General features: G+C 51.8%; 31 protein-coding genes and 1 pseudogene. 20 read left to right on the top strand and 12 right to left on the bottom strand.

Translation table 11 applies throughout. The features are described 5' to 3' along the window. Positions 1 to 114 precede the first annotated feature (114 nt). A complete protein-coding gene (locus NK662_RS10155) occupies positions 115 to 564 on the top strand; it encodes a spore coat protein (protein ID WP_254758810.1) in 450 nt (149 codons plus the stop codon). Positions 565 to 605: 41 nt separating this feature from the next. Here NK662_RS10155 and NK662_RS10160 read toward each other — a convergent pair whose 3' ends face one another. Further along, positions 606 to 1,391, bottom strand: a complete 786-nt coding sequence (locus tag NK662_RS10160; RefSeq protein ID WP_254758811.1) for an SDR family oxidoreductase — start codon at positions 1,389 to 1,391, stop codon at positions 606 to 608. 74 nt (positions 1,392 to 1,465) lie between these two features. On the opposite strand from NK662_RS10160, the gene NK662_RS10165 reads away from it, so the two are divergent. Then, complete coding sequence (locus NK662_RS10165; protein ID WP_254758812.1) at positions 1,466 to 2,290, top strand: DUF4037 domain-containing protein; 825 nt, start codon at positions 1,466 to 1,468, stop codon at positions 2,288 to 2,290. A 20-nt stretch (positions 2,291 to 2,310) separates the two neighbouring features. Here the strand turns inward: NK662_RS10165 and NK662_RS10170 are convergent, their stop codons facing one another. Then, positions 2,311 to 3,048 carry a hypothetical protein gene (locus NK662_RS10170; RefSeq protein ID WP_254758813.1) on the bottom strand — a complete coding sequence of 246 codons (738 nt, stop codon included), beginning with the start codon at positions 3,046 to 3,048 and terminating at the stop codon, positions 2,311 to 2,313. A 101-nt stretch (positions 3,049 to 3,149) separates the two neighbouring features. On the opposite strand from NK662_RS10170, the gene NK662_RS10175 reads away from it, so the two are divergent. Further along, positions 3,150 to 3,770: an NAD(P)-dependent oxidoreductase gene (locus NK662_RS10175; RefSeq protein WP_254758814.1), complete on the top strand. Its 621-nt coding sequence runs from the start codon at positions 3,150 to 3,152 to the stop codon at positions 3,768 to 3,770. Between the two features lie 22 nt (positions 3,771 to 3,792). On the opposite strand, the gene NK662_RS10180 is transcribed toward NK662_RS10175, so the two are convergent. Both NK662_RS10180 and NK662_RS10185 read right to left on the bottom strand, forming a co-directional pair. Beyond that, the gene (locus NK662_RS10180; protein WP_254758815.1) at positions 3,793 to 4,278 is read right to left on the bottom strand and encodes a DUF456 domain-containing protein; all 486 of its coding nucleotides are present in this window, start codon (positions 4,276 to 4,278) and stop codon (positions 3,793 to 3,795) included. A 73-nt stretch (positions 4,279 to 4,351) separates the two neighbouring features. After that, positions 4,352 to 5,191 (bottom strand): hypothetical protein, encoded by an 840-nt coding sequence (locus NK662_RS10185; RefSeq protein WP_254758816.1) that lies wholly within the window; start codon positions 5,189 to 5,191, stop codon positions 4,352 to 4,354. Positions 5,192 to 5,315: 124 nt separating this feature from the next. Here NK662_RS10185 and NK662_RS10190 point away from each other — a divergent pair, with 124 nt between their 5' ends. Together NK662_RS10190 and csaA are read left to right on the top strand one after the other, a co-directional pair. Beyond that, complete coding sequence (locus tag NK662_RS10190; protein WP_254758817.1) at positions 5,316 to 5,579, top strand: HPr family phosphocarrier protein; 264 nt, start codon at positions 5,316 to 5,318, stop codon at positions 5,577 to 5,579. A 170-nt stretch (positions 5,580 to 5,749) separates the two neighbouring features. Continuing rightward, positions 5,750 to 6,079 (top strand): chaperone CsaA, encoded by a 330-nt coding sequence (gene csaA / locus NK662_RS10195; RefSeq protein WP_254758818.1) that lies wholly within the window; start codon positions 5,750 to 5,752, stop codon positions 6,077 to 6,079. Positions 6,080 to 6,089: 10 nt separating this feature from the next. On the opposite strand, the gene NK662_RS10200 is transcribed toward csaA, so the two are convergent. Then, positions 6,090 to 6,380: a hypothetical protein gene (locus tag NK662_RS10200; RefSeq protein ID WP_254758819.1), complete on the bottom strand. Its 291-nt coding sequence runs from the start codon at positions 6,378 to 6,380 to the stop codon at positions 6,090 to 6,092. Between the two features lie 89 nt (positions 6,381 to 6,469). On the opposite strand from NK662_RS10200, the gene spoIIP reads away from it, so the two are divergent. The 5 genes from spoIIP to NK662_RS10225 all read left to right on the top strand — a co-directional run bounded on the left by spoIIP (position 6,470) and on the right by NK662_RS10225 (position 10,665). Beyond that, on the top strand, positions 6,470 to 7,621 hold the full coding sequence (gene spoIIP / locus NK662_RS10205; protein WP_254758820.1) for a stage II sporulation protein P: 1,152 nt from the start codon (positions 6,470 to 6,472) through the stop codon (positions 7,619 to 7,621). Between the two features lie 236 nt (positions 7,622 to 7,857). Then, a complete protein-coding gene (locus NK662_RS10210; RefSeq protein WP_306470828.1) occupies positions 7,858 to 8,625 on the top strand; it encodes a M15 family metallopeptidase in 768 nt (255 codons plus the stop codon). Between the two features lie 49 nt (positions 8,626 to 8,674). After that, on the top strand, positions 8,675 to 9,124 hold the full coding sequence (locus NK662_RS10215; RefSeq protein WP_254758821.1) for an NUDIX hydrolase: 450 nt from the start codon (positions 8,675 to 8,677) through the stop codon (positions 9,122 to 9,124). 174 nt (positions 9,125 to 9,298) lie between these two features. Next, positions 9,299 to 9,733 (top strand): NfeD family protein, encoded by a 435-nt coding sequence (locus tag NK662_RS10220; protein WP_254758822.1) that lies wholly within the window; start codon positions 9,299 to 9,301, stop codon positions 9,731 to 9,733. Continuing rightward, positions 9,730 to 10,665, top strand: a complete 936-nt coding sequence (locus NK662_RS10225; RefSeq protein ID WP_254758823.1) for an SPFH domain-containing protein — start codon at positions 9,730 to 9,732, stop codon at positions 10,663 to 10,665. Before NK662_RS10220 ends, NK662_RS10225 begins: the two co-directional genes overlap by 4 nt. Before the next feature lie 152 nt (positions 10,666 to 10,817). Here the strand turns inward: NK662_RS10225 and NK662_RS10230 are convergent, their stop codons facing one another. Beyond that, on the bottom strand, positions 10,818 to 11,492 hold the full coding sequence (locus tag NK662_RS10230; RefSeq protein WP_254758824.1) for a TerC family protein: 675 nt from the start codon (positions 11,490 to 11,492) through the stop codon (positions 10,818 to 10,820). 397 nt (positions 11,493 to 11,889) lie between these two features. Between NK662_RS10230 and NK662_RS10235 the strand changes: the two genes are divergently transcribed. After that, positions 11,890 to 12,312, top strand: coding sequence for a GNAT family N-acetyltransferase (locus tag NK662_RS10235; protein WP_254758825.1), 423 nt, complete (start codon positions 11,890 to 11,892; stop codon positions 12,310 to 12,312). A gap of 43 nt (positions 12,313 to 12,355) precedes the next feature. Here the strand turns inward: NK662_RS10235 and NK662_RS10240 are convergent, their stop codons facing one another. Together NK662_RS10240 and NK662_RS10245 are read right to left on the bottom strand one after the other, a co-directional pair. Beyond that, on the bottom strand, positions 12,356 to 13,384 hold the full coding sequence (locus NK662_RS10240) for an ABC transporter permease subunit (RefSeq protein WP_254758826.1): 1,029 nt from the start codon (positions 13,382 to 13,384) through the stop codon (positions 12,356 to 12,358). Further along, entirely contained in the window at positions 13,381 to 14,286 is a 906-nt protein-coding gene (locus NK662_RS10245; protein ID WP_254758827.1) for an ABC transporter permease subunit, read from the bottom strand. The genes NK662_RS10240 and NK662_RS10245 overlap by 4 nt, the downstream gene beginning before the upstream one ends. Before the next feature lie 211 nt (positions 14,287 to 14,497). Between NK662_RS10245 and NK662_RS10250 the strand changes: the two genes are divergently transcribed. Both NK662_RS10250 and NK662_RS10255 read left to right on the top strand, forming a co-directional pair. After that, complete coding sequence (locus NK662_RS10250; RefSeq protein ID WP_254758828.1) at positions 14,498 to 14,779, top strand: DUF5316 family protein; 282 nt, start codon at positions 14,498 to 14,500, stop codon at positions 14,777 to 14,779. Between the two features lie 15 nt (positions 14,780 to 14,794). After that, on the top strand, positions 14,795 to 15,382 hold the full coding sequence (locus NK662_RS10255; protein WP_254758829.1) for a GNAT family N-acetyltransferase: 588 nt from the start codon (positions 14,795 to 14,797) through the stop codon (positions 15,380 to 15,382). Positions 15,383 to 15,667: 285 nt separating this feature from the next. On the opposite strand, the gene NK662_RS10260 is transcribed toward NK662_RS10255, so the two are convergent. Further along, positions 15,668 to 16,450, bottom strand: coding sequence for a GNAT family N-acetyltransferase (locus NK662_RS10260; RefSeq protein WP_254758830.1), 783 nt, complete (start codon positions 16,448 to 16,450; stop codon positions 15,668 to 15,670). 133 nt (positions 16,451 to 16,583) lie between these two features. Here NK662_RS10260 and ytfJ point away from each other — a divergent pair. The 3 genes and pseudogenes from ytfJ to NK662_RS10275 all read left to right on the top strand — a co-directional run. Further along, a pseudogene (ytfJ, locus tag NK662_RS10265) lies at positions 16,584 to 16,991 on the top strand (GerW family sporulation protein); the annotation flags it as partial. A gap of 371 nt (positions 16,992 to 17,362) precedes the next feature. Next, a complete protein-coding gene (locus tag NK662_RS10270; protein ID WP_254758831.1) occupies positions 17,363 to 18,139 on the top strand; it encodes an oxalate:formate antiporter in 777 nt (258 codons plus the stop codon). A 23-nt stretch (positions 18,140 to 18,162) separates the two neighbouring features. Continuing rightward, on the top strand, positions 18,163 to 18,471 hold the full coding sequence (locus NK662_RS10275; RefSeq protein ID WP_254758832.1) for a hypothetical protein: 309 nt from the start codon (positions 18,163 to 18,165) through the stop codon (positions 18,469 to 18,471). Positions 18,472 to 18,490: 19 nt separating this feature from the next. On the opposite strand, the gene NK662_RS10280 is transcribed toward NK662_RS10275, so the two are convergent. Then, on the bottom strand, positions 18,491 to 18,808 hold the full coding sequence (locus NK662_RS10280; RefSeq protein ID WP_438503611.1) for a permease: 318 nt from the start codon (positions 18,806 to 18,808) through the stop codon (positions 18,491 to 18,493). Between the two features lie 124 nt (positions 18,809 to 18,932). Here NK662_RS10280 and NK662_RS10285 point away from each other — a divergent pair, with 124 nt between their 5' ends. Then, positions 18,933 to 19,607 carry a class I SAM-dependent methyltransferase gene (locus NK662_RS10285; RefSeq protein WP_254758834.1) on the top strand — a complete coding sequence of 225 codons (675 nt, stop codon included), beginning with the start codon at positions 18,933 to 18,935 and terminating at the stop codon, positions 19,605 to 19,607. A 6-nt stretch (positions 19,608 to 19,613) separates the two neighbouring features. Here the strand turns inward: NK662_RS10285 and NK662_RS10290 are convergent, their stop codons facing one another. Continuing rightward, the gene (locus NK662_RS10290; protein ID WP_254758835.1) at positions 19,614 to 20,534 is read right to left on the bottom strand and encodes an AEC family transporter; all 921 of its coding nucleotides are present in this window, start codon (positions 20,532 to 20,534) and stop codon (positions 19,614 to 19,616) included. Positions 20,535 to 20,686: 152 nt separating this feature from the next. On the opposite strand from NK662_RS10290, the gene NK662_RS10295 reads away from it, so the two are divergent. The 3 genes from NK662_RS10295 (at position 20,687) to NK662_RS10305 (ending at position 24,185) form a co-directional block, all read left to right on the top strand. Continuing rightward, a complete protein-coding gene (locus NK662_RS10295; protein ID WP_254758836.1) occupies positions 20,687 to 22,375 on the top strand; it encodes a formate--tetrahydrofolate ligase in 1,689 nt (562 codons plus the stop codon). A gap of 93 nt (positions 22,376 to 22,468) precedes the next feature. After that, on the top strand, positions 22,469 to 22,996 hold the full coding sequence (locus tag NK662_RS10300) for a hypothetical protein (RefSeq protein ID WP_254758837.1): 528 nt from the start codon (positions 22,469 to 22,471) through the stop codon (positions 22,994 to 22,996). Positions 22,997 to 23,015: 19 nt separating this feature from the next. Beyond that, positions 23,016 to 24,185: a DEAD/DEAH box helicase gene (locus NK662_RS10305; RefSeq protein ID WP_254758838.1), complete on the top strand. Its 1,170-nt coding sequence runs from the start codon at positions 23,016 to 23,018 to the stop codon at positions 24,183 to 24,185. Between the two features lie 2 nt (positions 24,186 to 24,187). On the opposite strand, the gene NK662_RS10310 is transcribed toward NK662_RS10305, so the two are convergent. Further along, positions 24,188 to 25,129: an MBL fold metallo-hydrolase gene (locus NK662_RS10310; RefSeq protein ID WP_254758922.1), complete on the bottom strand. Its 942-nt coding sequence runs from the start codon at positions 25,127 to 25,129 to the stop codon at positions 24,188 to 24,190.

Consider the following 25,129-nt stretch of genomic DNA (forward strand, 5'->3'; position numbering starts at 1 on the left):
GTTTTTGCACTTTCAGCCGCTTCGTTGTATAGGCTGAGAAAAAGGGAAAGACTAGGAAATAGAACAGCGGGCAGCTTACGCTGTCCATTTGGATACAGCAAGGAGGATGGCAGCATGAATCAGATGGAGAAGTTAACGGTGCAGAGCTACGAAATGATCCGCGTGGTCGGCATCTATTTGCAGCAGACAAGTGACCGGGATTTACAAGAACTGCTGCAGCAGCATTTGCCGAATTTTCTGCAATGCTACAACCGGCTGCTGGAGTTTTCTGAAGGGGAAGAATTGCAGGTGCTGCTGATGCAGTCCCTGCAGGCCATGCTGATGGTACAGGAGGAGCAGCCGCCTCAAGGAGCGGATCTGGTTGCATGTTCATACCTGCAGGACATGCAGCAGATGGCCGCAGCATACGCTAAGGCGGCCATCGAAATTGCAAACCCGGGGGTGCGGCAATTTCTTGAAAACAGCTTTCTGGTCATCAACCGCCATGCGTATGAAGCTTGGCAGTATGTGATGAAGCGCGGTATGACCATGCCGGTGCCGGACGCCTGCCGGGAAGCAACATAACAGAGACAGCTTATATGCGCGGCATATAAGCTGTCTTGGCGTTACAGGCTTTTCACCATTCCACCGTCCACAAGGAAGGTGCTTCCGGTCATATATGTATTCATCGCAGAAGCAAGGAACAGCACAACCTTGGCAAATTCCTGCGGCTCGCCGTAGCGGCCAAGCGGAATGATAGATTCATAGGCTGCCTGCACCTCTGCTGCTGAAATCCCCTGCTTCTCGGCAGCCGCTGCATCCAGGAAGGCCACGCGGTCTGTAGAGATGCGTCCCGGTGCTGCGGTATTGATTAGAATGCCGGAAGATGCCAGCTCCGCCGCCAATGTCTTCGTCAAACCCGTGAGAGCGACGCGGAAGGTGTTGGAAAGCAGAAGTCCGGGGATCGGTTCCTTCACTGAAGAGGAAGCAACGTTGACAATCCGCCCTCCTTGCATCCGCAGAGCCGGCAGAGCGGCACGGATCAGGCGGATGCAGCTCAGTACATTCAACTCGAAGGCATTGTACCAATCTTCATCAGCCAGCTGTTCAAATGTACCTGGCTTTGGTCCGCCGGAGTTGTTAATCAGAATATCAATCGTGCCGAATTGCTGTACGGTTGTTTCCACGAGCTGCTGAATTTCCCCGGCTTTTGTAATATCGCACGGATGATAGGAGACCGTGCCTGTGCCAAGCGGAGCGAGTTCTTCCTGCACCGCCCGCAGCTTGTCCGCATGGCGGCTTGTAAGCATGACGTTCGCGCCCTCGCGGACAAGCTGCTCAGCAATGGCTTTTCCAAGTCCTTGGCTTGAGGCAACCACAAGTGCGCTTTTTCCTTTTAGCTGTAAATCCATCTTCATTCCTCCATTTCCACACGTACATAATTCTATTATAATGGGTGGGAGGAAAAAATTGGAGTGATATGAAGGTGGATATTTTTACAAAAACAGCAGAGCGGGTTGCCGGGGAGTATGGAAAACTCGGGAAAGTAGAAGGAGTTATGCTTACGGGTTCAGTGTCACGCGGGTGGCAGGATCTCTATTCTGACATTGAACTCTATGTCCTGTGGAAGGAAGCGCCAGAAGAGGAAGACCGCACGGCGGTTGCAAAGGCCTTGGGGGGAGAAGTGCTTCAGCTGCACCCCTACGAGGAGGGAGAGTGGGCAGATGTATACATGGTGGATGGAATCAAGCTTGAGATCAGCGGCTTTTTGCCGGACACCGTGGAGCAGTGGATTTATGAGGTGACAGAGCAATATGATACCGATATAAGCAAGCAGCATGTTCTTGCTTCCATTGCGGATGGACGCGCACTTTTGGGTGAAGGATTGATTGTACAGTGGAAAAAGCAATGTGCCGCATATCCAGCCGGGCTGATGGCGGCGCTTATGGAAGAGCATTTGGAAACAACGGGGCGCTGGAGCAGCCGCTATGCGCTGCTGCACCGGAAGGATGTGCTGATGCTGCAGGCGGTCAAGTGCCAGGTGCTGCAGCAGCTGTGGACACTGTTATTTGCGGTAAACCGGCAGTATATTCCGCACCCTCTGTTCAAATGGAGCCGGCAGTATGCCAAGCTGCTGCCTGTTATGCCGCAGGATTTCCAAAAGCGGGCCGAGCATGTGCTCACACAGCTGACGGAGGAAAGCGTTGAGATGCTCGAGACGATGCGCCAGGAGGTCTATGACCTGGTGGAGGCGGCAGGTACACCGGTGGACAAAGTGTACCGCCATACTTTTATACGTCCAGTGCAGTGATAAAACGAAGATTTGTTTCGTCAGGTAAAGCAGTACTGAAGCTTCCTGACAAACGATGCTTTTCCTTCTTGAAACTGCTTGTGTCGATGGCCGTTCGCGCCTGATGGATGCGGAAAGCCGAACAGGCAGCGCTCCTCCTCCAGCAAGCCTTCCTGTGCCAAATGCTGCAGTGCATCTGATACCGCTTTTCCAAGAGGGATGAGCACAAGCGGATGCACAGAACGCCATTCCGGCACAAACACAGTCCGGATCCAATCCAGCAGCAGCGGGGATTTCACCATCTGCGGATTGTGTCCTGTATAGTTGAGATTGTTGCGAAACACTGGATAGCGGAGGAGGGAGCATGGGTGCAAAAGCTCTCTCCCGGCGCCGAACAGATCGGAGGAAGCAGGAATGCCCAAATAGCCGGGCAACTCCAGTTCATCGAGCATGGCGTTCAGGTTCGTGCGCATGGAGCCGGCAAAGCTGGCCTGCTGCTTGACACGCCGGACTCCTTCCTCCGGCGGTTCGCCCCGGCGCAACGCATCCAATACTGTGGTATAGGAAAGCTGCATTTGCGTCCAGCCAGGGGTGATGCCCACAATCATCACTTTTGCAGCAGTGTTAATGTAGTCGAACGGCGCATAGTAGATTTCCAGGCCGGACTCGCGCTGCAGCAAAAAACGGGGATGCAGCAAATTCTCTCTCGTTAAGGTTTCAAGGCAGAGCAGCTCTTGCAGTGCAGGCAGAAACTCCTGCACCTGATGAATGGAAGCCATCGAATCACCCCATTTGCCGAATTGTACAGCAGTTTGCTGTCAAAAGAAACGAAACTCATATATAGTATACCCAAAGAGATTTGCGGGAAGGGGAAAGAAAGATGAAGCTATGTATATTGGGGGCAACCGGCCGGACAGGGCTGCATCTGGTGCGGCTGGCGCTTGCAGGCGGACATGATGTGAAGACACTCGTGCGGGATGCGGCGAAGCTGGGCGATTTGCAGGGCGGTGTCTATATACTTGAAGGAAATGCAAGAGAGGCAGGAGACCTGTCAGCGGCAGTATCGGGCTGTAATGCGGTCATCAGCGCGCTTGGCACAGATGGAAACGGCACGCTCAGCTGCAGTACACCACTGCTGATGGAAGCGATGAAGCAGGCCGGAGTCAGCCGCCTCATTACGATTGGGACCGCCGGCATTTTGCAGGCGCGCAGCAATCCTGCGCTGTACCGTTTTCAGTCCGGTGAATCCCGGCGCAAATCGACCGCAGCGGCCGAGGACCATTTACAGGCTTATTTGCAGCTGGAGCAGTCAGACCTGGATTGGACCATCGTTTGCCCTACCCACTTAATTGACGGGGAAGCGGCCGGACAGTACAGGACAGAGAAGGACATGCTCCCGGAAGACGGCCTCGCGATTACAACAGGGGACACAGCGCTGTTTGCTTACAGACAGCTCTTTTCTGATGCTTACAGCCGCAGCCGCGCCGGTCTGGCAAACTAGAAAGCTCTCCGCAGACGGAGAGCTACCAAATTAAGTATAAAGCAAACACAGCAATCATAATAAACTGTATCACAGCTTTGGCGACGGAGCTGCTGAGGAAGCTGATGACCGTGGCCAGCGCCGCCATGAAAGCAGCCTTGGCAGCTTTTTTCTGCGCCATTTCTGTTATGAACACAGAGAGGAATGGCACGATGAGCAAGCCAAAGGGCGGAAGGATGAAGGAGCCGATGAGAATCGAAACAACCCCGATTCGTTCTCCCCATTTGGTGCTTCCATATTTTTTGAGGAAATAGCTATTGGCAAGAAAATCTACAAGAAATAAGAAGACAGTGAACACTGCCTGCAGCACCCAGAAGGTCCAGTGCAGTTCCCCGCTGTCAATTCCAAACAGATAGACAAGAAAGCCGGCCCATAGTAAGGCAACACCTGGAATGACCGGGTACACGAGGCCGACGAAGGCAAGAATGAAGCAAGCCGCAATTACGGCCCAAAGCACAATTTCAAGCATGACCAATCCTCTCGCTTTTCCCCTGATTTTTCCTCCATGATAAGGGGAATGGGAGCGGCAAGTCAATATCGGTTCACAGCGGCAATTCGTTGGCTGTCCGTTCAGAGAATTCTTTCCTGTGCCCCGATTGCAGGAGCAGCATGTTCAGCAGCAAATACGGCATATAGAGCAACAGCAGGCTGACTGCAACAACACTTGGCGACAGCAGGATATATTGCATGAGAAAGGTAATGAGCCCGTCTGTATTCAACATGTATTCAAACAGGGATGCGCTGATCCAGACAGCGAAGCAAAGCGGCTTCCAATGCCGCAGAAGCAGCGCAAATGGCAGACGTATTGCCTGCAAGAAGGACGAAGGCGGTATTCCGTCCTTTTGCAGCCAAAGGTTCACACACTCCAAGGGAAGGACAAGCGAAGCAGCGAGTATAATGAACAGCTGTGCCGGGAGCTTCGGCATGTGCCATTGCATGGTAAGCAGGAGCAGCAAAAGCTGCAGGCCGGCTGTCAGAGGGACAGTAGGAAGAAACCGAAGGACAGGCCCTGGTTTGACAGCAAAACAGCATACCATCAGCAGCATGCTCAGCAAGAGTCCGACCAGCAAGGCTGCTGCAAAACGGCTGACGGACAGCAAGTAAGGAAGCCAGATGTAAGGGAATAAGAAAGTCGTCTTGTCATGAAAGGAAAATTGAGCCGTGAGGTCCACCGCCCGGACATTGGAGAAGAAGAAAGGCTCCCGAATCCAGTGCGAGGAGGGAAACAGGATGGTTTGCGGCTGCAGCAGCTGCTGCAGCACAGAGCTGAGGGCGGCCGTATAGGAGGTGCCGGTAAACACTACAGAGCAAACGGGACTGAAAAAAATAATGAAGCAAAATGAAAGGCTTGCATGGCGCAGCAGGGCGGCAGACAGGCGCATATCGGATTCCCTCCTTTTTATTCAGAATATTTTTTACAATTGGGCAGAGGACAGGTACAATGAGAGAGAGTCTGCTGCAGCAGGAGCAGGCATGCTTGAGTAAATAGCGGGGGAGATGGTGCTGATGCGCATTGCCGACGTATGGATGCAGCAGGATTCATCACTGATACTATTTCAGGAAATTGTGAATTGTGCCAGCCGGCATGAAGCGGAAATCTTGCTGCGGGTACGGGGGCGGACAGTGGATGTGAAAAGTATGCTGGGCCTATGCAGCCTGATGTGGTATGCAGGTGACCTCGCTGAACTGCGTGTCTGCGGTGACGATGAGGAAGAAGCACTTCAGTCAATTAAGGATGTATTAAGCCGGGCGCAATGTGGCCATACATAACAAAGGGAACTCCTGTCAAGGAACTTCTTTTGCCGGGATGGAAGCTGTACAGAGAAAGATTCGGCATAGAGAGGGGAATGCCCTGCCGCGGCAGGATTTTTTCTGCCGGCGGAGAATGGGATAGAGCCGCTGTATATGACAAGTTTTCTTTTACAAAGGAGTGAAAGGACATGGCAACAATTGAAGATTTTCTGAAGCTTGATATTCGTATCGGCACGATTCGGCATGCAGAGCCGTTTCCAGAGGCAAGGGTGCCCGCCATTAAGCTGCAAATTGATTTCGGCGAGCTTGGCATGAAGCAGTCCAGCGCCCAAATCACAAAGCGGTATGTGCCGGAGGACTTAATCGGCCGGCAGGTTGCTGCTGTCGTCAACTTTCCGCCGCGCCGCATCGCCGGCTTTCAGTCGGAAGTGCTTGTTCTTGGCGGGATGCCGGAAACAGGCGATGTGATTCTGCTTCGGCCTGATGAGGAAGTGCCAAACGGAACACCTGTCGGTTAGACAGGTGTTTTTAGGCGCGCAGCTGTTCCATAATCAGGCGCAGCAGCATATACAGGCCATATGCACCAAGATAAGCTCCGCATAGGAGAAAAACCTCGTTTAAGAGCACTTCATGCACCTCGGTCATAAAAACAGTATGGTTCCTGCGCACTTCATAGATGGTTATAGATAAGATGGCACCAAAGATATAGGCGCATATATAAGCCAGCACGTGCAGCAGCAGACGGATGCGCGGGTGGACTGCCAGCAAAAGCAGGATTGCCGAACCGGCCAGCGGGCCGGCCATGAGCAGGAATTTCATCAGCTTCACCTCACTGCCAATATAGACAAGTACAAGCTGTTCTAATCAGGAGGGCTTGTACATATATTGGAGGTAGAAAGGGTGATCCAATGAGCCGAAGCTATTTTTATATTAAAAAAGCAAACTTAGCGAAAATAAGCCTCCTCTTTCTTCTCGGCATCATCAGTGCCTTCCTTGTTACAGGCATGATGGTGACATCCTTCAAACAGACAAAATCAGGCTACCTGCATAAATGGTTAAATGAACTGTCCATGAACGGATATATGTACGCATTCGGGACAGAAAATCATTATTTTACCCAAGAGTACCGCAATTTGAATAAGGAATTTTCCGTATCTTCCTTTCTGTTCTCCACCGCAACCAACATTCGAGTTGACGATGTGCGCAGTCTGTTCGGCACAGAGCTTCCGGGCTTTTCGAAATATGACACCGAAATTATTGCGGCCGGAGAAGGGACAAACTATACGAATCTTCCAATTGAATCAGATGTGCCTCTTGAGGAACTGCTGAAGGAACGAAAAGGTGATGGAACGCCGCCGCCGGCAGAGGCGCCGAAAAGCACAAAGCCGCCTGCCCAGACGACGGGAGGCAAGAAGGTGGTTTTTATCTATCATACACACAGCTGGGAGTCTTTTCTGCCGATGCTGAATATGGCGGGAAGTCCCAATTCGAATGATGCATCCAGTTCGGCAACCAACATCTCCATCTTTGGCGACCGCTTCCGGCAGCAGCTTGAAAATAACGGAATCGGCGCCTCAAATGATAAGACGGACATCGGCAGAATGCTGGTCAGCCGCGGCTTAAATACAAACAGCTCCTACAAAATGTCACGCGAGGTTGTAAAGGAAGCCATGGCCGGAGACAAGGATTTGCAATTCTTGTTTGACCTGCACCGGGACAGCGCCAGGAAGCAGGTGACCACAAAAGAACTGAATGGGCAGTCCTATGCCAAGCTGGCCTTTGTTGTCGGAAAAGGAAATCGGAATTATCAGCAGAACCTGAAGCTTGCCCAGGCTTTGCATGAATGGATCAACAAGAAGTATCCGGGTGTCAGCCGCGCTGTCATCGGCAAAGACTTCAGCACAGGAAACGGCATCTACAACCAGGACTTGTCCGGGCAAGCTGTTCTGGTGGAGGTCGGGGGCGTGGATAATACGGCCGAGGAGCTCAACCGGGCTATTGATGTTCTGGCGGAGGCCTTCAGTGATTATTATTGGCAGGCCGAGAAGGTAAATGGCTAAACTGGCAGAATGTATGATTCAGAGGCAGCCTTGGAAGATATATGCTTCCAAGGCTGCCTTTCTGTGGAAATGAAAAGCGATGTTTGATCAGCATGCAAGCAGACATAACAAGGCAAAGAGCAGGCTTCTCCCCTGAGCGGCCTTGCAGCGCCCGGACGGGAGAGAACAGATTGGCCGGTTTACGGAAGTGGTGTCCGGCCGATAATGAAGATAAAACAAGAGCTGGAGGGGTGGCAATGAAAGATAAAAAGAACAGATTTCTTTTCATTCTTCTGCTTGTCGGGACTGCACCCATGCTCAGTTGGCATTCGCCCCAAAAACCGTTTGCCGACCCCAATTTGCAGAATCCCCATATTATTAATGAAAGCCGTCCGGCATTTCCGTCATATGAAGAAACCATCGCGTCCCCGGATGGCCCGGTGTACATTGTGAATAACCCAGATTCGCTGCTCGTGCTTGTCAACAAAGAGCGACGCCTTCCTGACTTTTACATTCCTGAGGATTTAAGAATTCCTAAGGTAAGATTTTCCTTCGATGGCGACCAAGAAAAAATGAAAATGAGAAAGGAAGCAGCAGGGGCTATGGAGAATTTATTTAAAGCGGCTGAAAAACAGAATATTCATTTATTTGTTGTTTCCGCCTTCCGCTCCTATGAACGGCAAAAGGTGCTGAACTCCATGTACAAGCGGACAGAAGGAGAGGCAGCGGCTGCTGCTTCCAGCGCGGTGCCGGGGACAAGCGAGCATCAGACGGGTCTTGCCGCGGATGTAAGTTCTGCATCCATCAATTTTCAAATTCATGAGCGGTTTGCTGAGACGAAGGAAGGAAAGTGGCTGGCTGCCCATGCACATGAGTACGGCTTTGTGGTCCGGTACCCAAAGTATAAAAGCGAGGTGACCGGCTATACATATGAGCCGTGGCATATCCGGTATGTGGGGCAAGCGCCCGCAGCCTACTTGTACGGTCATCACCTGACGCTTGAGGAAGTCATGCCGAAGAAGTAGAGGTAACAGCTGTTTACAAACAGGGGACGAAAAAGGGGAGGAAGACAAGATGAAGGAACTATACACAAAAAAGGTCTATGCTTACATCACAAGAGAACAAGACGGACGGGAACAGCTGCTGGTCCATGCACACCGTGACTTCCCCGAAGCCGGCGTGCAAGTACCAGGCGGGACAGTGAATCCGGGCGAGACGCTGGAAGCGGCCCTTTTGCGCGAGGTGTATGAGGAAGCCGGATTGCATGCTGTCCAAGTACAGCGCCATGTAGCAGATGAACTTGTGCATATAAGAGAAAAAAGTGAGTATCAAAAGCGCCATTTCTATCATATCACGCTTACTGCTGTTGTCCGTGATGAGTGGGAGCACGTTGTAACCGGTGATGGTGAAGATACAAATCTCGTATTTCAATACCGTTGGGTGGACCTGCAGCAGACTCCGCCTCTTTCAGGCAGACAAGGGGCGTACCTGCATCTGCTGGAGCACCCGCACCTGCTGAAATAAAAACAGGCACTCCAGAGCCTTCTGGAGTGTTTTTTGTTGTGCTTCGACATATTCAGCAGGAATGCTCCAAAAGGAGTCGAATAGTAACTGACGGGGTGCCAAATGAAAGGACGCCGTGTCTCATATACATAGTGGTAACAGCATTTACTCTACAGCTGGAAAGGGGTGGGACGAATGGCAGCTTGGGTCATTTGGTTACTTGCAGCCGGCTTTTTATTTGTGGTCGAAATGCTCACCTTAACCTTTTACTTGCTTTGGCTGGGAGTCGGGGCTCTCGCCGGTGCAATTGCAGCGCTGGCATTGCCGGGTTCCTTCTTAGCACAGGTCCTTGTCGCCTGCTTGACAGCGCTCGTCCTGACCATCTATTCAAAGCGCATCTCGGGGAAGGTGCGGATTGGACGGGGGTATCAGGATGCGGTGGATACACTTGTCGGCAGACAGGCTGTCGTGATACAGGACATTTCCAAGGAAGGGAACGGCATCGTCAAGGTAGGCGGCGATTTATGGAGCGCCAAGGCTGATGAGCCGATTGGGAAAGGGGAAACCGTAACCATCGTTCAGCGCAGCAGCACCATTGTTCATGTACAGAAAGGGCGTGAAGGGAAATGATTGGAACTATCCTATCAATTGTATGTATTATACTTGTTGTCGTATTCGCTGCACTTACCGTGAAAATCATTCCACAGCAGCAGATTGGCGTCGTGGAACGTCTCGGCAAGTTTCATCGTCTCATGCATCCGGGCCTCAATATTCTTATGCCGATTATTGACCGCGTGCGGGTGTACCACGATTTGCGCATTCAGCAGACGAATGTGCCGCCGCAGAAGGTCATTACGAAAGATAACGTGCAGGTGGAAATTGACACCATTATTTTCTATCAGGTCGTGGATCCTGAACAGGCAACATACGGCATTTCCAATTACGTAAACGGGGTACGGAATATTACAACAGCCACGATGCGCCAAATTATCGGGAACATGGAGTTGGATGAGACTTTATCCGGCCGTGAGAAAATTTCCTCTGAAATCCGGATTGCGCTTGATGAAGCAACCGAAAAATGGGGTGTGCGCATCGACCGGGTGGAGGTCGTTGACATCAACCCGCCAAAGGATGTACAGGCCGCCATGGAAAAGCAGATGAAGGCCGAGCGGAATAAACGTGCCATCATATTGGAGGCAGAGGCTGCCAAGCAGGATATGGTGCTGCGGGCAGAAGGGGATAAGCAAAGTAAAATTCTGATTGCCGAAGGGGACCGGGAAGCCCGTATCCGGGAAGCAGAGGGGGTCCGGCAGGCGAAGGAGTTGGAGGCACTCGGGGAGGCACGGGCCATTGCCGCCATTGCCGAAGCTGAACGGGGCCGGATTGAGCTGCTGACACAGGCGGGACTGACGGAGAGATTTCTGGCCTACAAGTCCTTTGAGGCACTGCAGGAGATTGCAAAGGGACCTGCCAATAAAATCTTTTTGCCGACGCAGGCGCTGGAAACACTGGGGAGCCTGGGGGCTGTGTCTGAGGTCTTTCAGGAAAAGCTGAAGAACTGAGGAAGGGGCATGCGGCGGCATGCTCCTTTCTTTATATTGTCTTTCTCCACATCATCGGGCCTATCAAGGAAATGATAATAAATAATAATATTATGTAAACTAAATCCATGCCGCAAGCACCGGTTTCATCCGGTGCTTGCGGCACTATGAAATTAAACGGCTGCCTTTTCCTTCACCTGCTGCTTCATGCGGCCGGCTGCTACGACACCGGCGATGACGGTAACCTGAATGACCCACTTCAGCCAGGACTGGTCTCCCAGCAGACCTTTCACGAATGGCTCTGCCACAAGCATTTTTGACGCTGTCCATGCGAGGATGGCAGCACCCGCCGTAATGATAACCGGGAAGCGCTCCACCCACTTTAGAATCAATGTGCTGCCCCAAACAACAATGGGTACGGAAATCAAGAGACCCAGTACGACGAGGAGTGCGCTGCCGTGGGCTGCACCGGCTACTGCCAATACGTTGTCAAGGCCCATGAGCGCATCCGCAATGATGATGGTGCGGATGGCGGCCCAGACACTGTTGCCCGCTTCCACTTCATGTCCGGAATCATCCGTCATCAGCTTGTAGGCAATCCATATTAGCATGATGCCGCCGATTGCCAGCAGTCCCGGAATTTTTAACAGCCAGACAACGACGAGTGTAGCCACAATACGAATTGCAATGGCACCCGCCGTTCCCCACAAAATGACCTTCTTCTGCTGGTCCTTGGACAGCTTTCTGGCAGCCAGGCCGATCACAATGGCATTATCCCCTGCCAATACGAGGTCAATCATGACGATGGCCAGCAAGGCGGACACAAATTCCCAAGATAAAATTTCCATCTTCTTCACTCTCCCAGATTTAATATAGGTTTCGCCTGCAGCCTGTCAAAGCTGATAGAAGCAAAAAAGACCTTTACCAAAGAAATCGAGACAATGCTCCATTGCTTTGGTAAAGGTCTTGCTAACAGCGCGGCTGCCAACAAAGCCGAGGGATGTATCCCTGTAATGACGACTTTGCTGTAAAAGCTACTCCCCTTTATCTATCATGCTTTTATTCTATACGTATGGGGCCAACTTTGTAAATATGCATTTTGTAAAAAGAGAAAGAGGGGTGTTCGTCTGATTTCGATAGCGCTTCATTCTTATTTGTTCAGACTATTTAAGAATGCATGCCCGGTCATGAAGAATATGGTATGTTGAAATGGGTTACATAATTTTCGAATGGGGAGAGAGAGACATGAAAGTACAATTGCTGCAGACAGAGGAAGAGCTGCTGGAAGCCTTGCCGGTGCTGCGGGAGCTGCGGCCTCACTTGACAGAGGAGTCGTTTGGAGAGCTGCTGGCACAAATGAAGCTGGAGGGATATCGGCTGTTCGCGCTGCGGAATGACGCCGGCCGCATTGTATCGCTTGCCGGTACGGCGATTATGACCAATTTCTATAATCGTAAGCATGTGTTTGTGTATGATTTGGTGACAGCTGAAAGCGAACGTTCCAAAGGCTATGGCGAAGTACTGCTGGCGGCAGTTGAGGCCTGGGGCAGGGAGGATGGCTGTGAGGCTGTATCGCTGACATCCGGCCTGCAGCGGACGGATGCCCATCGGTTCTATGAGCGGGAAGGGTATGCGAAAACAAGCTTCGCTTTCCGCAAATCTCTGTAACATGATTATACGAAAAGCCGGACGGTCGTGTCCGGCTTTTCCTTCAATGTATGGACTGGGCAGAGCCTTTGGCAAAGGTAAAGGATTGCTCCGATATTTCGTAGTCTGTATGTGCTTCTTCTACAGCAGATTGATTGAGTACCCGTTCGCGTTTCTCCATAGCCGCTTTCAAGCCTGCCGCCATCAAATTCAGGAAGAAGATGGTCAACGCAAAGGCGAAAAGCGGCCCCAGTACAACCCATGGCTTCAGGTTGGCTTCGAAATAGTTCAGGCCGATAAGGCCGGACCATTCATTGGACAGAGAGACAGGGCGGTAGTCATTCTCATAGAGCTCCTTATACTGCACGCCGCCGATGAACAGCTGCAGCAAGCCCATGTGTGTAAATAAAATCAGCGTCTGCACCGCATGCTGGATAAACAGGAGAAGCAGCCGTTCCTGAAATAAGACAGACAGGTGCCGGCGAATCAGGTGGCGTCGGCTGGCCCCGAGAAGCCGGGCGCTGACCATATACTCCTTTTTCATGAATGTGTCAATCTCATCACTGACATACAGCGATAGAGAAGGCCAAACCACAAAGACCGCAACCGCTGCTTCGTACAGCAGAAGCGGTATGTTGGGAGAAACGTTTTCCCGGTTGTCGTGGATGGCATACATAACCGGGGCAATTAAAATAAAAGCAGTGAAGATGGTCGGGATATAATGGAACATTTCTCCAAAGTAGCGGAAAAATGGCTTCAGCTTTTTGGTGTACAGGCTGAGCATGACACCGCAGATCACACCCGAAAACAGTCTGATCAGGGCGATGCCGATTGCCAGACTGATCGTGAACTTGGCCCCTTCGAGCACCTGCAGGAAGATTTGGTCGCCGAAGCGCCCTGTTCCCATAGGCGGATACAGCAGGGGAGAGGCCGGGTGCGTTCCGATGATTTGCCCTTTGTCTCCGTATATATACTTAGGCGGTTTAGGAATATCCGCTTGAAAGCCGTATGTGTAAATGAAGCTTGCGCTCATGACCGCAATCAAGTACAGCAGCCCAATCATAAACCGTTTGGACTTCCAAATATATTTCATGGCTTTGCCGCCCCGCTTTCTCCGGAAAACCGTTTTGCTATACAAGAGCTGCCGAGAAAAAATAAAAAGAACGGGGCAAAAATGAGCAGGAGCACAGCGAAAGTGACTGCCGGGGCGCCTGCATAGGTACGGACGAGAAAGCGCATAATGCCCGGGATGTTGAATACAATTTCCAGCACGAGCAGATTGGAGATCAGGAACAGGGAGATCGTTTTGGCATGATGCAGCAGATGAATCCACACGTTGCGGAACAAATGCATCCGGACAATATAGGCGGAGGACATCCCTTTGCCCCGCGCTGTTTCCACATAAGGCTTGCTGCTTTCCTCCGCCAGGCAAAGAACGAACATGCGGAAGAGCTGTACGGTTGGCAGGATCGTCAAACAAATAATCGGCAGTGCGTACGCTTTCTTATCGCCAAAGGCTAAAATGTGAAACGGCATCCAGCCGGTCTGCCGGAGCAGCCAAATGAAGAACATTTGGGAGCAAATGAGAATCATCATATCTGGTGTGGATTCCAGAACAAACATTACCGCCTGTATCGTTCCCTTCCACCGTTTGGAAATCAGCACGTATACATAAGCAAGGCATGAAGCAAGGAGCAGAGCGGAAACAAAAGCAGCAGCGAGGAGCGCAAAGGAATACATGTAAGGCTCCCATACATTGGGGAACAGGGGGAACATGCGCGGCAGTTCGCCTATTCTCTGCATGGAACTGGCGTATTCCAGCTTTTCCGGGTGCAGCAGCTGCTTCGCCAAAGCAAGCAGCTTATCCCAAAATACGGCGGGCTGGAAGCTGATGCTGCCTTGTTTGGAGAACAACGCCGGCAGACTGAGCAAGATGAGCAGCGCTGTCAGGACACCGAGCACACCGGCAATGATACGGAACAATCGTTGCAGCAAATCCATCATTCCTTTCTGTAGAAAATTTCCACAATACCTATTATACAAAATATCTCACTTTATTTTTGAAAATTTTGATATTTCTATCACAAAATCTGTGAATATGAAAACAGGAGGCATAGAAATCCTGTCGAAAAGAGTAAGCACGGGAAAAGAAACTGACATGTTCAGGTGCTGTCTTCCATATATTCGCAGTAAAAGAGGTGGTATTGTGAAGCAATATTTCGAGTTGGGTCTGTGTGTGGCGGCCCTGACAGGAATCATTGCGGTGCTGCTGCAGGATTGGTATATCGTGTACCAGTTTTCGGGTCTGATTGGCATCACAGCAATTGTATTTGCCGGCTTGCTGCTGCTGACAGCCCGAAGCAAGCATGTGTTCAGCGGAAAATCTGTTTCGTTGCTGCTGCAAAGGCGAAAGCAATTTGCAGCGGCGCTGCTCGTCTTCAGCATGCCAAACCTGTTGGCTGCCGGTTTGTCCATGCTGTTTCGTTAGAAGGGGGGATGGGAAATGCCGCCAATATGTTTAACAGGGCAGCGGGTGAAGGTGCGGACACTGTATGAACAGGACTTATACCCGCTTTGGTCCTTCATGTACGGCGAAGCAAATCCGGAATGGAAGAAATGGGATGCACCATATTATCCGCTTGTGCATCAGGATTTTCATAGCTTCGGGCGGCAGCTGCGGCAGCGCCTGGAGCGCGATCCATACTCGTGGCTCGTTATCGAACGGAATGGGGAAATTATCGGATCTGTCAGCTACTACTGGGAGCATGAAGCCTCGCTTTGGCTGGAGGTCGGCATTGTCATCTACAGGCCGGAATATTGGAATGGCGGGTACGGAACGGAGGCCCTGCGGCTGTATACGGATTTCCTGTTTCAAGCACTGCCGCTGGGGCGGCTCGGGCTGACGACATGGTCCGGCAATGAAAGGATGATGAAGGTGGCGGAAAAGCTGGGTATGCGATTGGAGGGGCGGCTGCGCCGCTGCCGCTATTACAATGGGCGGTATTATGACTCCATCCGGATGGGGATGTTGCGCGAGGAGTGGGAGCAGGCCCGGTATGAGCAACGGCTTCCCCGAAAACAAAAAGGATAGGGACACAGGCAACATACCTGTGTCCCTATCCTTTTTGTGCAACAAACGCTGTGTCCTTGCTTTAATGGATCCACCTGAAAAAATTGTGGGATAATAGTTGGTGAACAGTTTCATAACAAACTGCTGATTCTTCCTTGCTTACCAGCAAAGGATTGTGTCCAAATGTCACATGAAATAGATGATTCTTCTTGGATAGGTGAGAGAAATAACTTAGCGAATTGCCATAATCCGAGTCATCTTCATGGGAGGGCAGTACAGGAAGCTGCCGCTGATATGCTTGATGAATCACCGATACATGTTCCACATGCCGATATCCTGGAATCCAAGCCTTTTGTAAATGCGACCGGCATCCGGATTGTCGTAGAAGAGGCAGAGTGTCTTGCCCTCGGCAGTTATGTCGCGGATCATTTGGGCGACGACCCGGGAAGCATAGCCTTTCTGCCGGAAGTCCGGGTGGGTGCAGACAGCGACAACCATGGCGGACATGGAGTTCTCGGCGGCTGTTGCTGCCGAAGCCACAGCCTGGCCGTTCTCTTGGATATAGTATGTTCTGCCTGTTTTGGAGGTCATGGATTTTCTGAAGCGTTCCTCAGCATCAGGCGGTACAACGAAATCTTCAATTGTATGCCGCAGGCTGACGATCCGGCTTGCATCCTCCAGGTGTGCCCGTTTAATACCGTGTGCCGGAACCAGCACAGCGGCAGCAGCATCCCGGCATTCACAAAAATACATGGACCTTTTCTTTCCCAGCGAAAGACCCTGCACGTGCTCAAATGCCTCTGTGACAGCCGCCTTGCCTGACAATGTGAAGCCCTCATATCCTATCATGCACCGGGCCAAGCCTGCTGCATCAAACTCCCCTTTTGCGTAAGGAACGAAGGAATCATAGTAGCGGAGCAGCACGGCACGCAAGGCGCCATCCTCCGTAAAATCCCCCCACAGCTCCTGAAATGCCTGTTCATATCCGAAGGCCTCAAGGTCTCCAAGCAGAAATAAGTTGAAGGAAGGCTCTTCTGCCAAGAAAGCATATACGCGTCCATGATCTTCCCTGCATAGCTTTCGAATCAAGTGAAGCCCCCCTTTTATTTGTATTTTTAGAATTTTACACCATTTTATTATGGAGAACAATTGAAACTTTTATGTTTAGTTCTTATGTTTTCGGAAAAACTAGGGAAAGGAAATGAAAAGGAGGGAATGTCAGGTGGATCATCCAATTCAAGGGTTAATGAGAGCAGCCATGGAAAATTTAAAAAGCATGGTTGATGTGAATACAATTATCGGCGAGCCGGTACAGACGGCAGACGGCGGAGTTGTATTGACGGTATCAAAGGTGGCATTTGGTTTCGGGGCCGGGGGAACAGACTTCCAGACGGATCATACAGCCGCAAACCATGAGGATCATGCGTTTGGAGGCGGAAGCGCCGGCGGAGTTTCTATTACACCGGTTGCGTTTCTGGTCGTGAATCAGGAGGGCATTAATATCCTGCATCTGCAGAATTCTACACATTTAGTGGAGAAGGCCATGGATTTGGCGCCGCAGACACTGGATAAGCTTCAATCCATGTTCGGCCAAAACAGCAATTCCAATTCCGGGAACCAGCAGCAGCAGCAACAGCAGTCACAACAGCCGCAGCAGCAGCAACAGCAGTCACAACAGCCGCAGCAGCAACAGCCGCAGTCACAACAGCCGCAGTCCCAGCCGGTGAGCGAGATTGTAGTCGAGCTGGAAACGCGTCCGGCAAACGACCCGGATATGATTTAAGAGGCCAAAGCGGCCTCTTTTTTTGTTTCTGTAATAATTTTGTAATAAAATAAACGGAAATGTAAAGAAAAGAATTAGCTATTTTTTACAGCTGGTCTATGTTTCTAAAAATTTTCATGATAAAATAAAGTGGTGCAATCATTGGATGCATGCATATCCTGCTGCATCGTGTATAATAGATGAAAAGTTGACCATATGAACAAAGGTGGCTAGGTGTTTTGTCTGGAGGATCCGATCTCATAAAAGATATTATTTATATTAACGGTGACCGGCGTAACCACTGTTTTCTGACATCGGGCATTACCTTTCGGGAATTTGCCGGCAACATCCCTTCTCCGCTCCAAAGCTTGCTTCTTTTGAAGCACAACTTTGAATGGACTGATCTAAATTATCATACGCTGCTGGAGTATGTGGAGGAGGAGAATGTGCAGAGGCTCATTGCTGCAGATGTTGAGCAATTCGGGGAGTTCTGCTGGGTGGATGTGGATGACATCAATGACTTGGATGAACTGGAGCCGGCTGAAATCGCGGAGCTTCTGTATCTGGCGCATAAAAAGGAACCGATCGGCAAGCCGTTCTTCCCGCTGCTGAAGAACAAGTATGTATATCTATCCCGCGATGACGGCTGGTATAACAAGGTGTATTACCGCCGGCTGCAGGATTTCAGTGCTATGCTGAGCAAGGTAATCCCATATAAGCTCGGGTCATTTGGGCGCCGGCGTCTTTTGCTGTTTCAGAAAACACGTATTTATCCGGCCATATCCAAGGATATTATGGAGCAACTGCTGCCTTACGCCGAGGATGGGCTGCTGTTTGATTTGTCCCACAAGGATGATTCGCGCCGCGGTCTGGAAATTCCTTTGTTTGTCATCGGTTCCTTTAGCGGTACAGATGATATCCTGGAGAATTTGTCGGAGGTAAAGCGTGAGGCATCTGAACGGGCCTGGCTCATTTTCGATAAGAAAGACCAGGAATGGAAGCTCTCCTTTGAATAGAGCCGGCGTGAGGAGTGAAGCGGTTGAATAAGTCATTTGCCGCTGTCGGCATTTTCAGCATTGTGCTGGCGGCGCTGCTGATTCTGCTTTGTCCGGATGAGCAGGATTTTGTGAAGTATATAGAACAGAAGCAAGACATCAGCTGTTCCGGCACAAGCTTGGTTTGTGAGCAGAACGGCGTGAAAATGACGCTGGCGGAAACGCACATTCGAAAAGGTGTGTTTTTCATGACCGGTGAAAGAACATTTGAGTACGAAGGGCACCGCCTGAAGGTGTGGTCCTTCGGGATGCTGGGGACATTCTTTGGCACAAGAGTAACAGAGACCACGTAATGGGTCTCTGTTATTTTTTTTAGTACGAGCCAAACAGCATGGGATACAGGATGCTGAACAGTACGGAAAAGCCACCGAAGCCAATAGCTGTATAGCCGAGTGTCTTGGCGCCATACCGTGCCGCAATCAGTCCCATTACAACGCCGAGTGCCCCGAAAACAATTGGGTAGAAGGCGATGGAAAACAGAGAGAGAAAGAGGGCCATATAGCCGACAATCCGCCCTGTGCTGATGCCATCCTGTTCGCGTGTCTGCCGGTATGCTTGCAAACGCCCGGTTGTCAATTCGGCCGCATATTCCTCTTCATGTTTTTGGTCATCATGTGTATGCAAGTTTATCCCTCACTTTCTGTGGAGATATGAGTAGCTTATGCCTGCGCGGGACAAATGATAAGCGTAAGTTTCTCCCATGGACAGGAGCTCGCCTGCCTGCTGTAGAAATAGGAAAGAGAGGAGGGGTAGGATGTTTAATTGGCATGAGGAAGCGCGCCAGCAGTGGAATGAGCGGGCTGGACACTGGAACAAGGGCAGCAGGGAGATGTGGGACAGCGGGAGCAGAAGCACAGTAATTCCGTTCTTGCAGCGATACGCCGCAAAGGGCGCGGCAGTCTTGGATGTCGGCTGCGGCGATGGATATGGGGCTTACAAAGCGGGCCAGGCAGGTTATGTCGTGTGCGGTGTCGATTTGTCTGAGAACATGATTGAAATGGCAAAGCAGCATGAGGAGAAAGGCCGGCTCACCTTTCTCCAGGCTGATTTGGCGGCTTTGCCGTTTTCAGACGAGGCGTTTGATGCGGTCATGGCGGTGAATTCCCTGGAATGGACGGCACAGCCGCTGCAGGCGCTGGAGGAAATGCGGCGGGTGCTGAAATCAGGCGGCCATGCCTGTGTGGCTATTTTGGGACCGACTGCCATGCCGCGGACCAACAGCTACCGGCGCTTATACAATGAGCCGGTCATCTGCAATACCATGATGCCGTGGGAATTTGCAAAGCTGGCGGCAGAGAACGGCTTTACTATTATAGATGGCCAAGGAGTATATAAGCGCGAAGTGCGGGAGCAGCATGTGGCTGGCCTGCCGGCGGAACTGCGGCAGGCAGTAAGCTTTCTGTGGGTATTTATGCTGCAAAAAAGCTGATGCGCTCTAGGAGTGGGCCAGCCAGTACAGCAGCGGAATGCTCAGCATGGACAGCAGGGTGCTGACGGCGACAGCGGCAGACGGGAAGGCCGTATCACATCCGTAGCGCATCGCATACAGCGTCATCGTCGGAGCTGACGGCATGCCTGCAAGCAATACGGCTACTGTGAGGATGGGAAGCGGCACAGAGAACCAGAGCAGAAGTCCCGGCAGCAGCAGAAGTCGCATGGAGGCGCTGAGCCACAGATAAGGCAAACGGATCATGGTCCGGAGCGTCTGCCGCGGCACGCTGCCAATCAGGCTGCCAATGACAAGCATCGAGAGCGGCGTTGTCATGCCGCCGGTCAGCTGCAGGGCGGCGTGAAGCGGCTTTGGCAGCGACAGTGGCAGGAGAAAGAGAACGACCCCGGCAGCGGTTGCGGCAACACCCGGATTCCAAAGAATGCTGCGTATGCTCATGACAGAAGAGGTCCGGGCAAATATATACATGCCGTACGTCCAAATGAGGAATAAATAGAGAATGTTGAATACTGTCGCATACACTATGCCGGTTTGGCCGAGCAGGATGCTGCAGACAGCATAGCCGATAAAGCCTTGGTTGCCAAAAATGATGCTGCCTTCATAGCCGGGCTTTTGGGCCGAAGGAAGCTTTGCCAGCCGGCGCAGCAAAAAACCTATGAGACAGGCGCTGCCGAGTGCGAAGGCGGACATCAGCAGCAGCTGGCCAAATTCCTGCAGCAGCCGGCGGGAAAAAGGGATATCCAAAGCGGAAACAATTAAAGCAGGTAAAGTAATTGTCAAAATAAGCTGCATCAGCAGCTGGTCGCTTTGACCGGTGAACAGCCGCTTTTTCTTTGCGGCAAAGCCGATAACAGCAAGAAGATAAATGGCGAGCAACTGCTCCCATAGCAGATTGAACCAATGCATATGAAACACCCCATAATACGCATATGCGTATGGCGGCGGGACTGTGCCTGTCGCAGCAGACCAAGTTAAGCTGCCTTGAAAAAAGGAACAAATGCGAATGTTTTGTAAATCTGGTACAATAGCGCTTGAACATACATAAGGGGGATTCCTACATGACAACTACCGTTCCATTTCAGTCAGACATCGAAATTGCCCAGGAAGCCAGCATGAAGCGGATTCATGAGATTGCTTCCGCATTGGATATTCAAGAGGAGGAGCTTGAGCCTTATGGGCATTACAAAGCGAAGCTGTCCTTGTCCGTTCTGGAGCGTCTGCAAAGCAAGCCGGACGGCAAAATTATTCTGGTGACAGCCATTAATCCGACACCGGCGGGAGAGGGGAAATCCACGGTTACGGTCGGATTGGGACAAGCCTTCCACAAAATTGGCAAAAAGGCTGTCATTGCCCTGCGGGAGCCGTCCCTTGGACCGACCATGGGCATGAAGGGCGGAGCGGCAGGCGGCGGCTATTCACAGGTTGTGCCGATGGAGGACATCAATTTGCATTTTACCGGCGATCTCCATGCCATCACGACGGCCAACAATGCATTGGCAGCGCTGATTGATAACCATATCCAGCAAGGAAATGAGCTGGGCATTGACGTGCGCAAGATTGTTTGGAAGCGCTGTGTGGACCTGAATGACCGGGCTTTGCGCAAGGTTGTGATCGGTCTTGGCGGACCGATGCAGGGGGTGCCGCGCGAGGATGGCTTCGATATTACGGTTGCTTCAGAAATTATGGCGGTGTTCTGCCTGGCCACAGATATGGCTGATTTGAAGCAGCGCCTGTCCCGCATTGTCGTTGCCTACGATATGCAGAACAAGCCTGTCACAGTGGAAGCACTGGGGGCAGCCGGAGCATTGACATTGCTGCTGAAGGATGCTTTAAAGCCAAATCTCGTGCAAACACTGGAGCATACACCTGCGATTATCCACGGCGGGCCATTTGCTAACATCGCGCATGGCTGCAATAGTGTTATCGCTACAAAAATGGCAGCCAAGCTCGGGGATTATGTGGTGACGGAGGCAGGCTTTGGCGCTGATTTAGGCGCAGAAAAGTTCCTGAACATTAAGGCCCGCACTGCAGGCATCAAGCCGGAGGCAGTGGTCATTGTGGCGACCATCCGCGCTTTGAAGATGCATGGCGGTGTAGCGAAGGATCAGCTGAAGGAAGAAAATGTGGAAGCCCTGGAAAACGGCATGGAAAATTTGCAGAAGCACGTGGAAACACTGCAGGCCTTTGGAGTGCCGTTTGTCGTAGCCATTAACCGCTTTGTTACGGATACAGAGGCGGAGGTAGCCTTCCTGGAGAATTGGTGTGCGGAGCGTGGCTATACCGTTTCCCTGACAGAGGTATGGGAGAAGGGCGGCCAAGGCGGCGTGGATCTGGCGGAGAAGCTGCTGCAGGTAATCGAGCAAGGAACGAATACATATGCGCCTTTATATGATATCGAGGCATCACTAGAGGAGAAAATCCGTACCATCGCCCAGAAGGTATACGGGGCAAAAGATGTGGAGTTTGCGCCGCAGGCACGCAAGCAGCTGCTGCAGTTTGCAGGCGAAGGCTGGGACAAGCTGCCGGTTTGCATGGCAAAAACGCAATATTCCCTGTCCGATGATCCGTCCAAGCTGGGACGTCCAAGTGATTTTGTCATTACGGTGCGGGAGCTGAAGCCATCCATCGGCGCCGGCTTTATTGTGGCGCTGACAGGAACGATGCTGACGATGCCGGGCCTGCCGAAGAAACCGGCTGCATTGAACATGGATGTTGCTGCGGACGGAAAAGCTGTCGGCTTGTTCTAAGGTTGCTTTTTGAAGCAGTTATCTGTAGACTAATGGTGATATAGACGAGGCGCCTTTCGGTGAGAAAGGCGCTCAATTTTTTGGAGGAACGTGATGTTTGATCCAACTGCATTTGAAAATCTGAAGGTTGTGGCAGAAGGAGCTGTCTATGACCATGACCTGGCAGGCGAGGTGCTTGTCACCGGCCGGAAGGATCTGGTCGATTTGGCCTCGATGAGCCGTACGTACCGCATTGCTTTTCAACTGCATGAACAAATCGGCACGGAAGTCACTGCCTGTCTTGTGCTGCAGACGGATGTGAAAAGCTGGGCGGGCGAAATTATGGAAGAGCCCTTCCTGACGCCTGTTTGCCTGCTGTCGCTGGAGTTCAGCTTTCCGATTCCCGCTGATTGGACAGGCTATGAAGAAATAACGGAAATACTCTATAAGATGTGGGGACAGGAACGCATGATTCAGCAGGTGATTTCATACGAATATAAGAAGCAAGCGTTTTCATCCCGCGACACTGTGACGGTTCTTTTTCCGAAGCCGCTTACGGAGGAGCATGCGGAGGATTTGCCCGCTGTCGCGGAGCATACGGTGCAAACGCTGCACGCTTTGCAAGATGTCCTTGCAAAATAGAGATAAAGGAGAAAGATACATGATACAGCAACTACAACCATTTTTACAGCATGCCTGGGAAAAGGCCGGCTTCCAGGATGCGACAGATGTCCAGAAGCAAGCCATTCCACTCGTGCTTGAAGGAAAGGACCTCATTGTGGAGTCCCCGACGGGCACCGGAAAAACGCTGGCGTATGTACTGCCGCTTTTACATAAAATTAATCCCGAGGTGAAAAGCCCGCAGGTTGTGATTTTGTCGCCGACCCGCGAGCTGGTGATGCAAATTCATGAAGAAGTGCAGAAGTTTGCGGAAGGCAGCGGCATTACGGGAGCCTCCTTTATTGGCGGAGCGGATATCAAGCGCCAAGTGGAGAAGCTAAAAAAACACCCGCAGGTCATTGTTGGCTCGCCCGGCCGCGTGATGGAGCTCATCCGCATGAAAAAGCTGAAAATGCACGAGGTAAAGACAATTGTGTTTGACGAGTTTGACCAAATGGTAAAGCAGAACATGGTCGGCACAATTGAGGAAGTTATTAAGACAACGATGCGTGACCGGCAGCTGCTGTTCTTCTCGGCAACAATGCCGGCCGCGGCTGAGGATGCGGCCCGCAATGCCGCAAACGAGCCGGCTGTGGTGCGCGTCAAGCGTACGGCTGATACCGGCCGCGTCAAGCATCTCTATATCGTGTCCGAGCTGCGCGAAAAGCTGGACTATGTACGCCGTATCGTACACATGGAGGATGTCAAGGCAGTCGCATTCTTGAACGACCCATTCCGTCTGGACGAAATGACGGAAAAGCTGCAATTCCGCAAAGTGGCAGCCGGTACGGTGCATGCCGAGGCGAAAAAGCAGGAACGGGAAGCGACGATGCGGGCTTTCCGCCAAGGGAAGGTCCAGGTGCTGCTGGCAACGGACTTGGCGGCACGCGGCTTGGATATCGAGGGACTGACGCACGTCATCCATCTGGATTTGCCGGACACACTGGACCAGTACATCCACCGCTCCGGCCGCACGGGCCGCATGGGCAACGAGGGCACAGTCATCTCTCTGGTGACGCCGAACGAAGAGAAGAAGCTGCTGCAATTTGCGAAGAAGCTTGGCATTGAATTTGAAAAAATGCAGATGTACAAGGGAAGCTTCGTGGACCGCAAGCCGCCGGCGCCAAAGAAAAAACGCCCGGCTTATGCCGGACGCAAGAAGCCTAGATAATTCTAGGCTTTTTCTGCTTGGGCTTGCTTGACCAGGTAGTCAATGAGCCCCATGGCGCTGACCTCCATATCAAGCCGCAGCACATTTTGCGCCGATTCGCTTACTTCTGCGCCGTTTTCGGAAAGAAACTCATGCACCCGTGCGAGCATGACCTTGGCAAGCTCGGCGGAAGCCGCAGGGAAGTCTGTTTGGGCGGCAAACACGCTCTGCCCCATCTCCAAAAACTGTGGAAGCCAAGCCGCAACCTGTCGGTACACCTCCTGTACGTTGACCGACATGCCGTAGTGTCCGAAATAAATGCGGTCCACATGCAGGCTGCGGATGCGCTCCAGCGATGCCAGCATCGCGTCCGGCTGGAATTGCGTCGGCGATGTGGACGGCAGATACAGCTCAAAGTCCCCCAGTCCCTGATAAAAAATGCCGATCGTGTCGCCTGTGAAAATTCCGTTCGTCAAGGAGTCATGGATGCCGATATGATGCAGGGCATGTCCAGGCGTATGATAGAAGGTCAAAGTGCGCGCATCGCTGATTTGCAGTGTTTCACCGTCCTGCACGGTCATCACGCGCTCCTCCGGAATCGGCACAATCGGATCAAACAGGCGGTCAAATTGTTCGCCGTATACAGCCCGGGCTCCTTGGATCAGCTTCACCGGGTCAATCAGATGGCGGGCGCCGCGCGGGTGCACAATCAGCTTGGCGTTCGGACATTTTTCCATCAGCAGCCCAGCGCCGCCGGCATGGTCCAAATGAACATGGGTGACGATGATGTAGGCGACATCAGACAGGGAAACGCCGAGTTCCCCCAGTCCCTTCAGTATGTATGGCAAAGACGGGCTGGCGCACGTTTCCACAATGGTGACTTTTTCTTCAAGCAGCACATAGGTGCCGGTGCGCTCCGGCTCCCCCAAATCATAGTCATCAATTATATATAAGCGTTCTCCCAT

This window comes from Ectobacillus ponti, assembly GCF_024294785.1.
Lineage (GTDB): Bacteria > Bacillota > Bacilli > Bacillales > Bacillaceae_G > Ectobacillus > Ectobacillus ponti.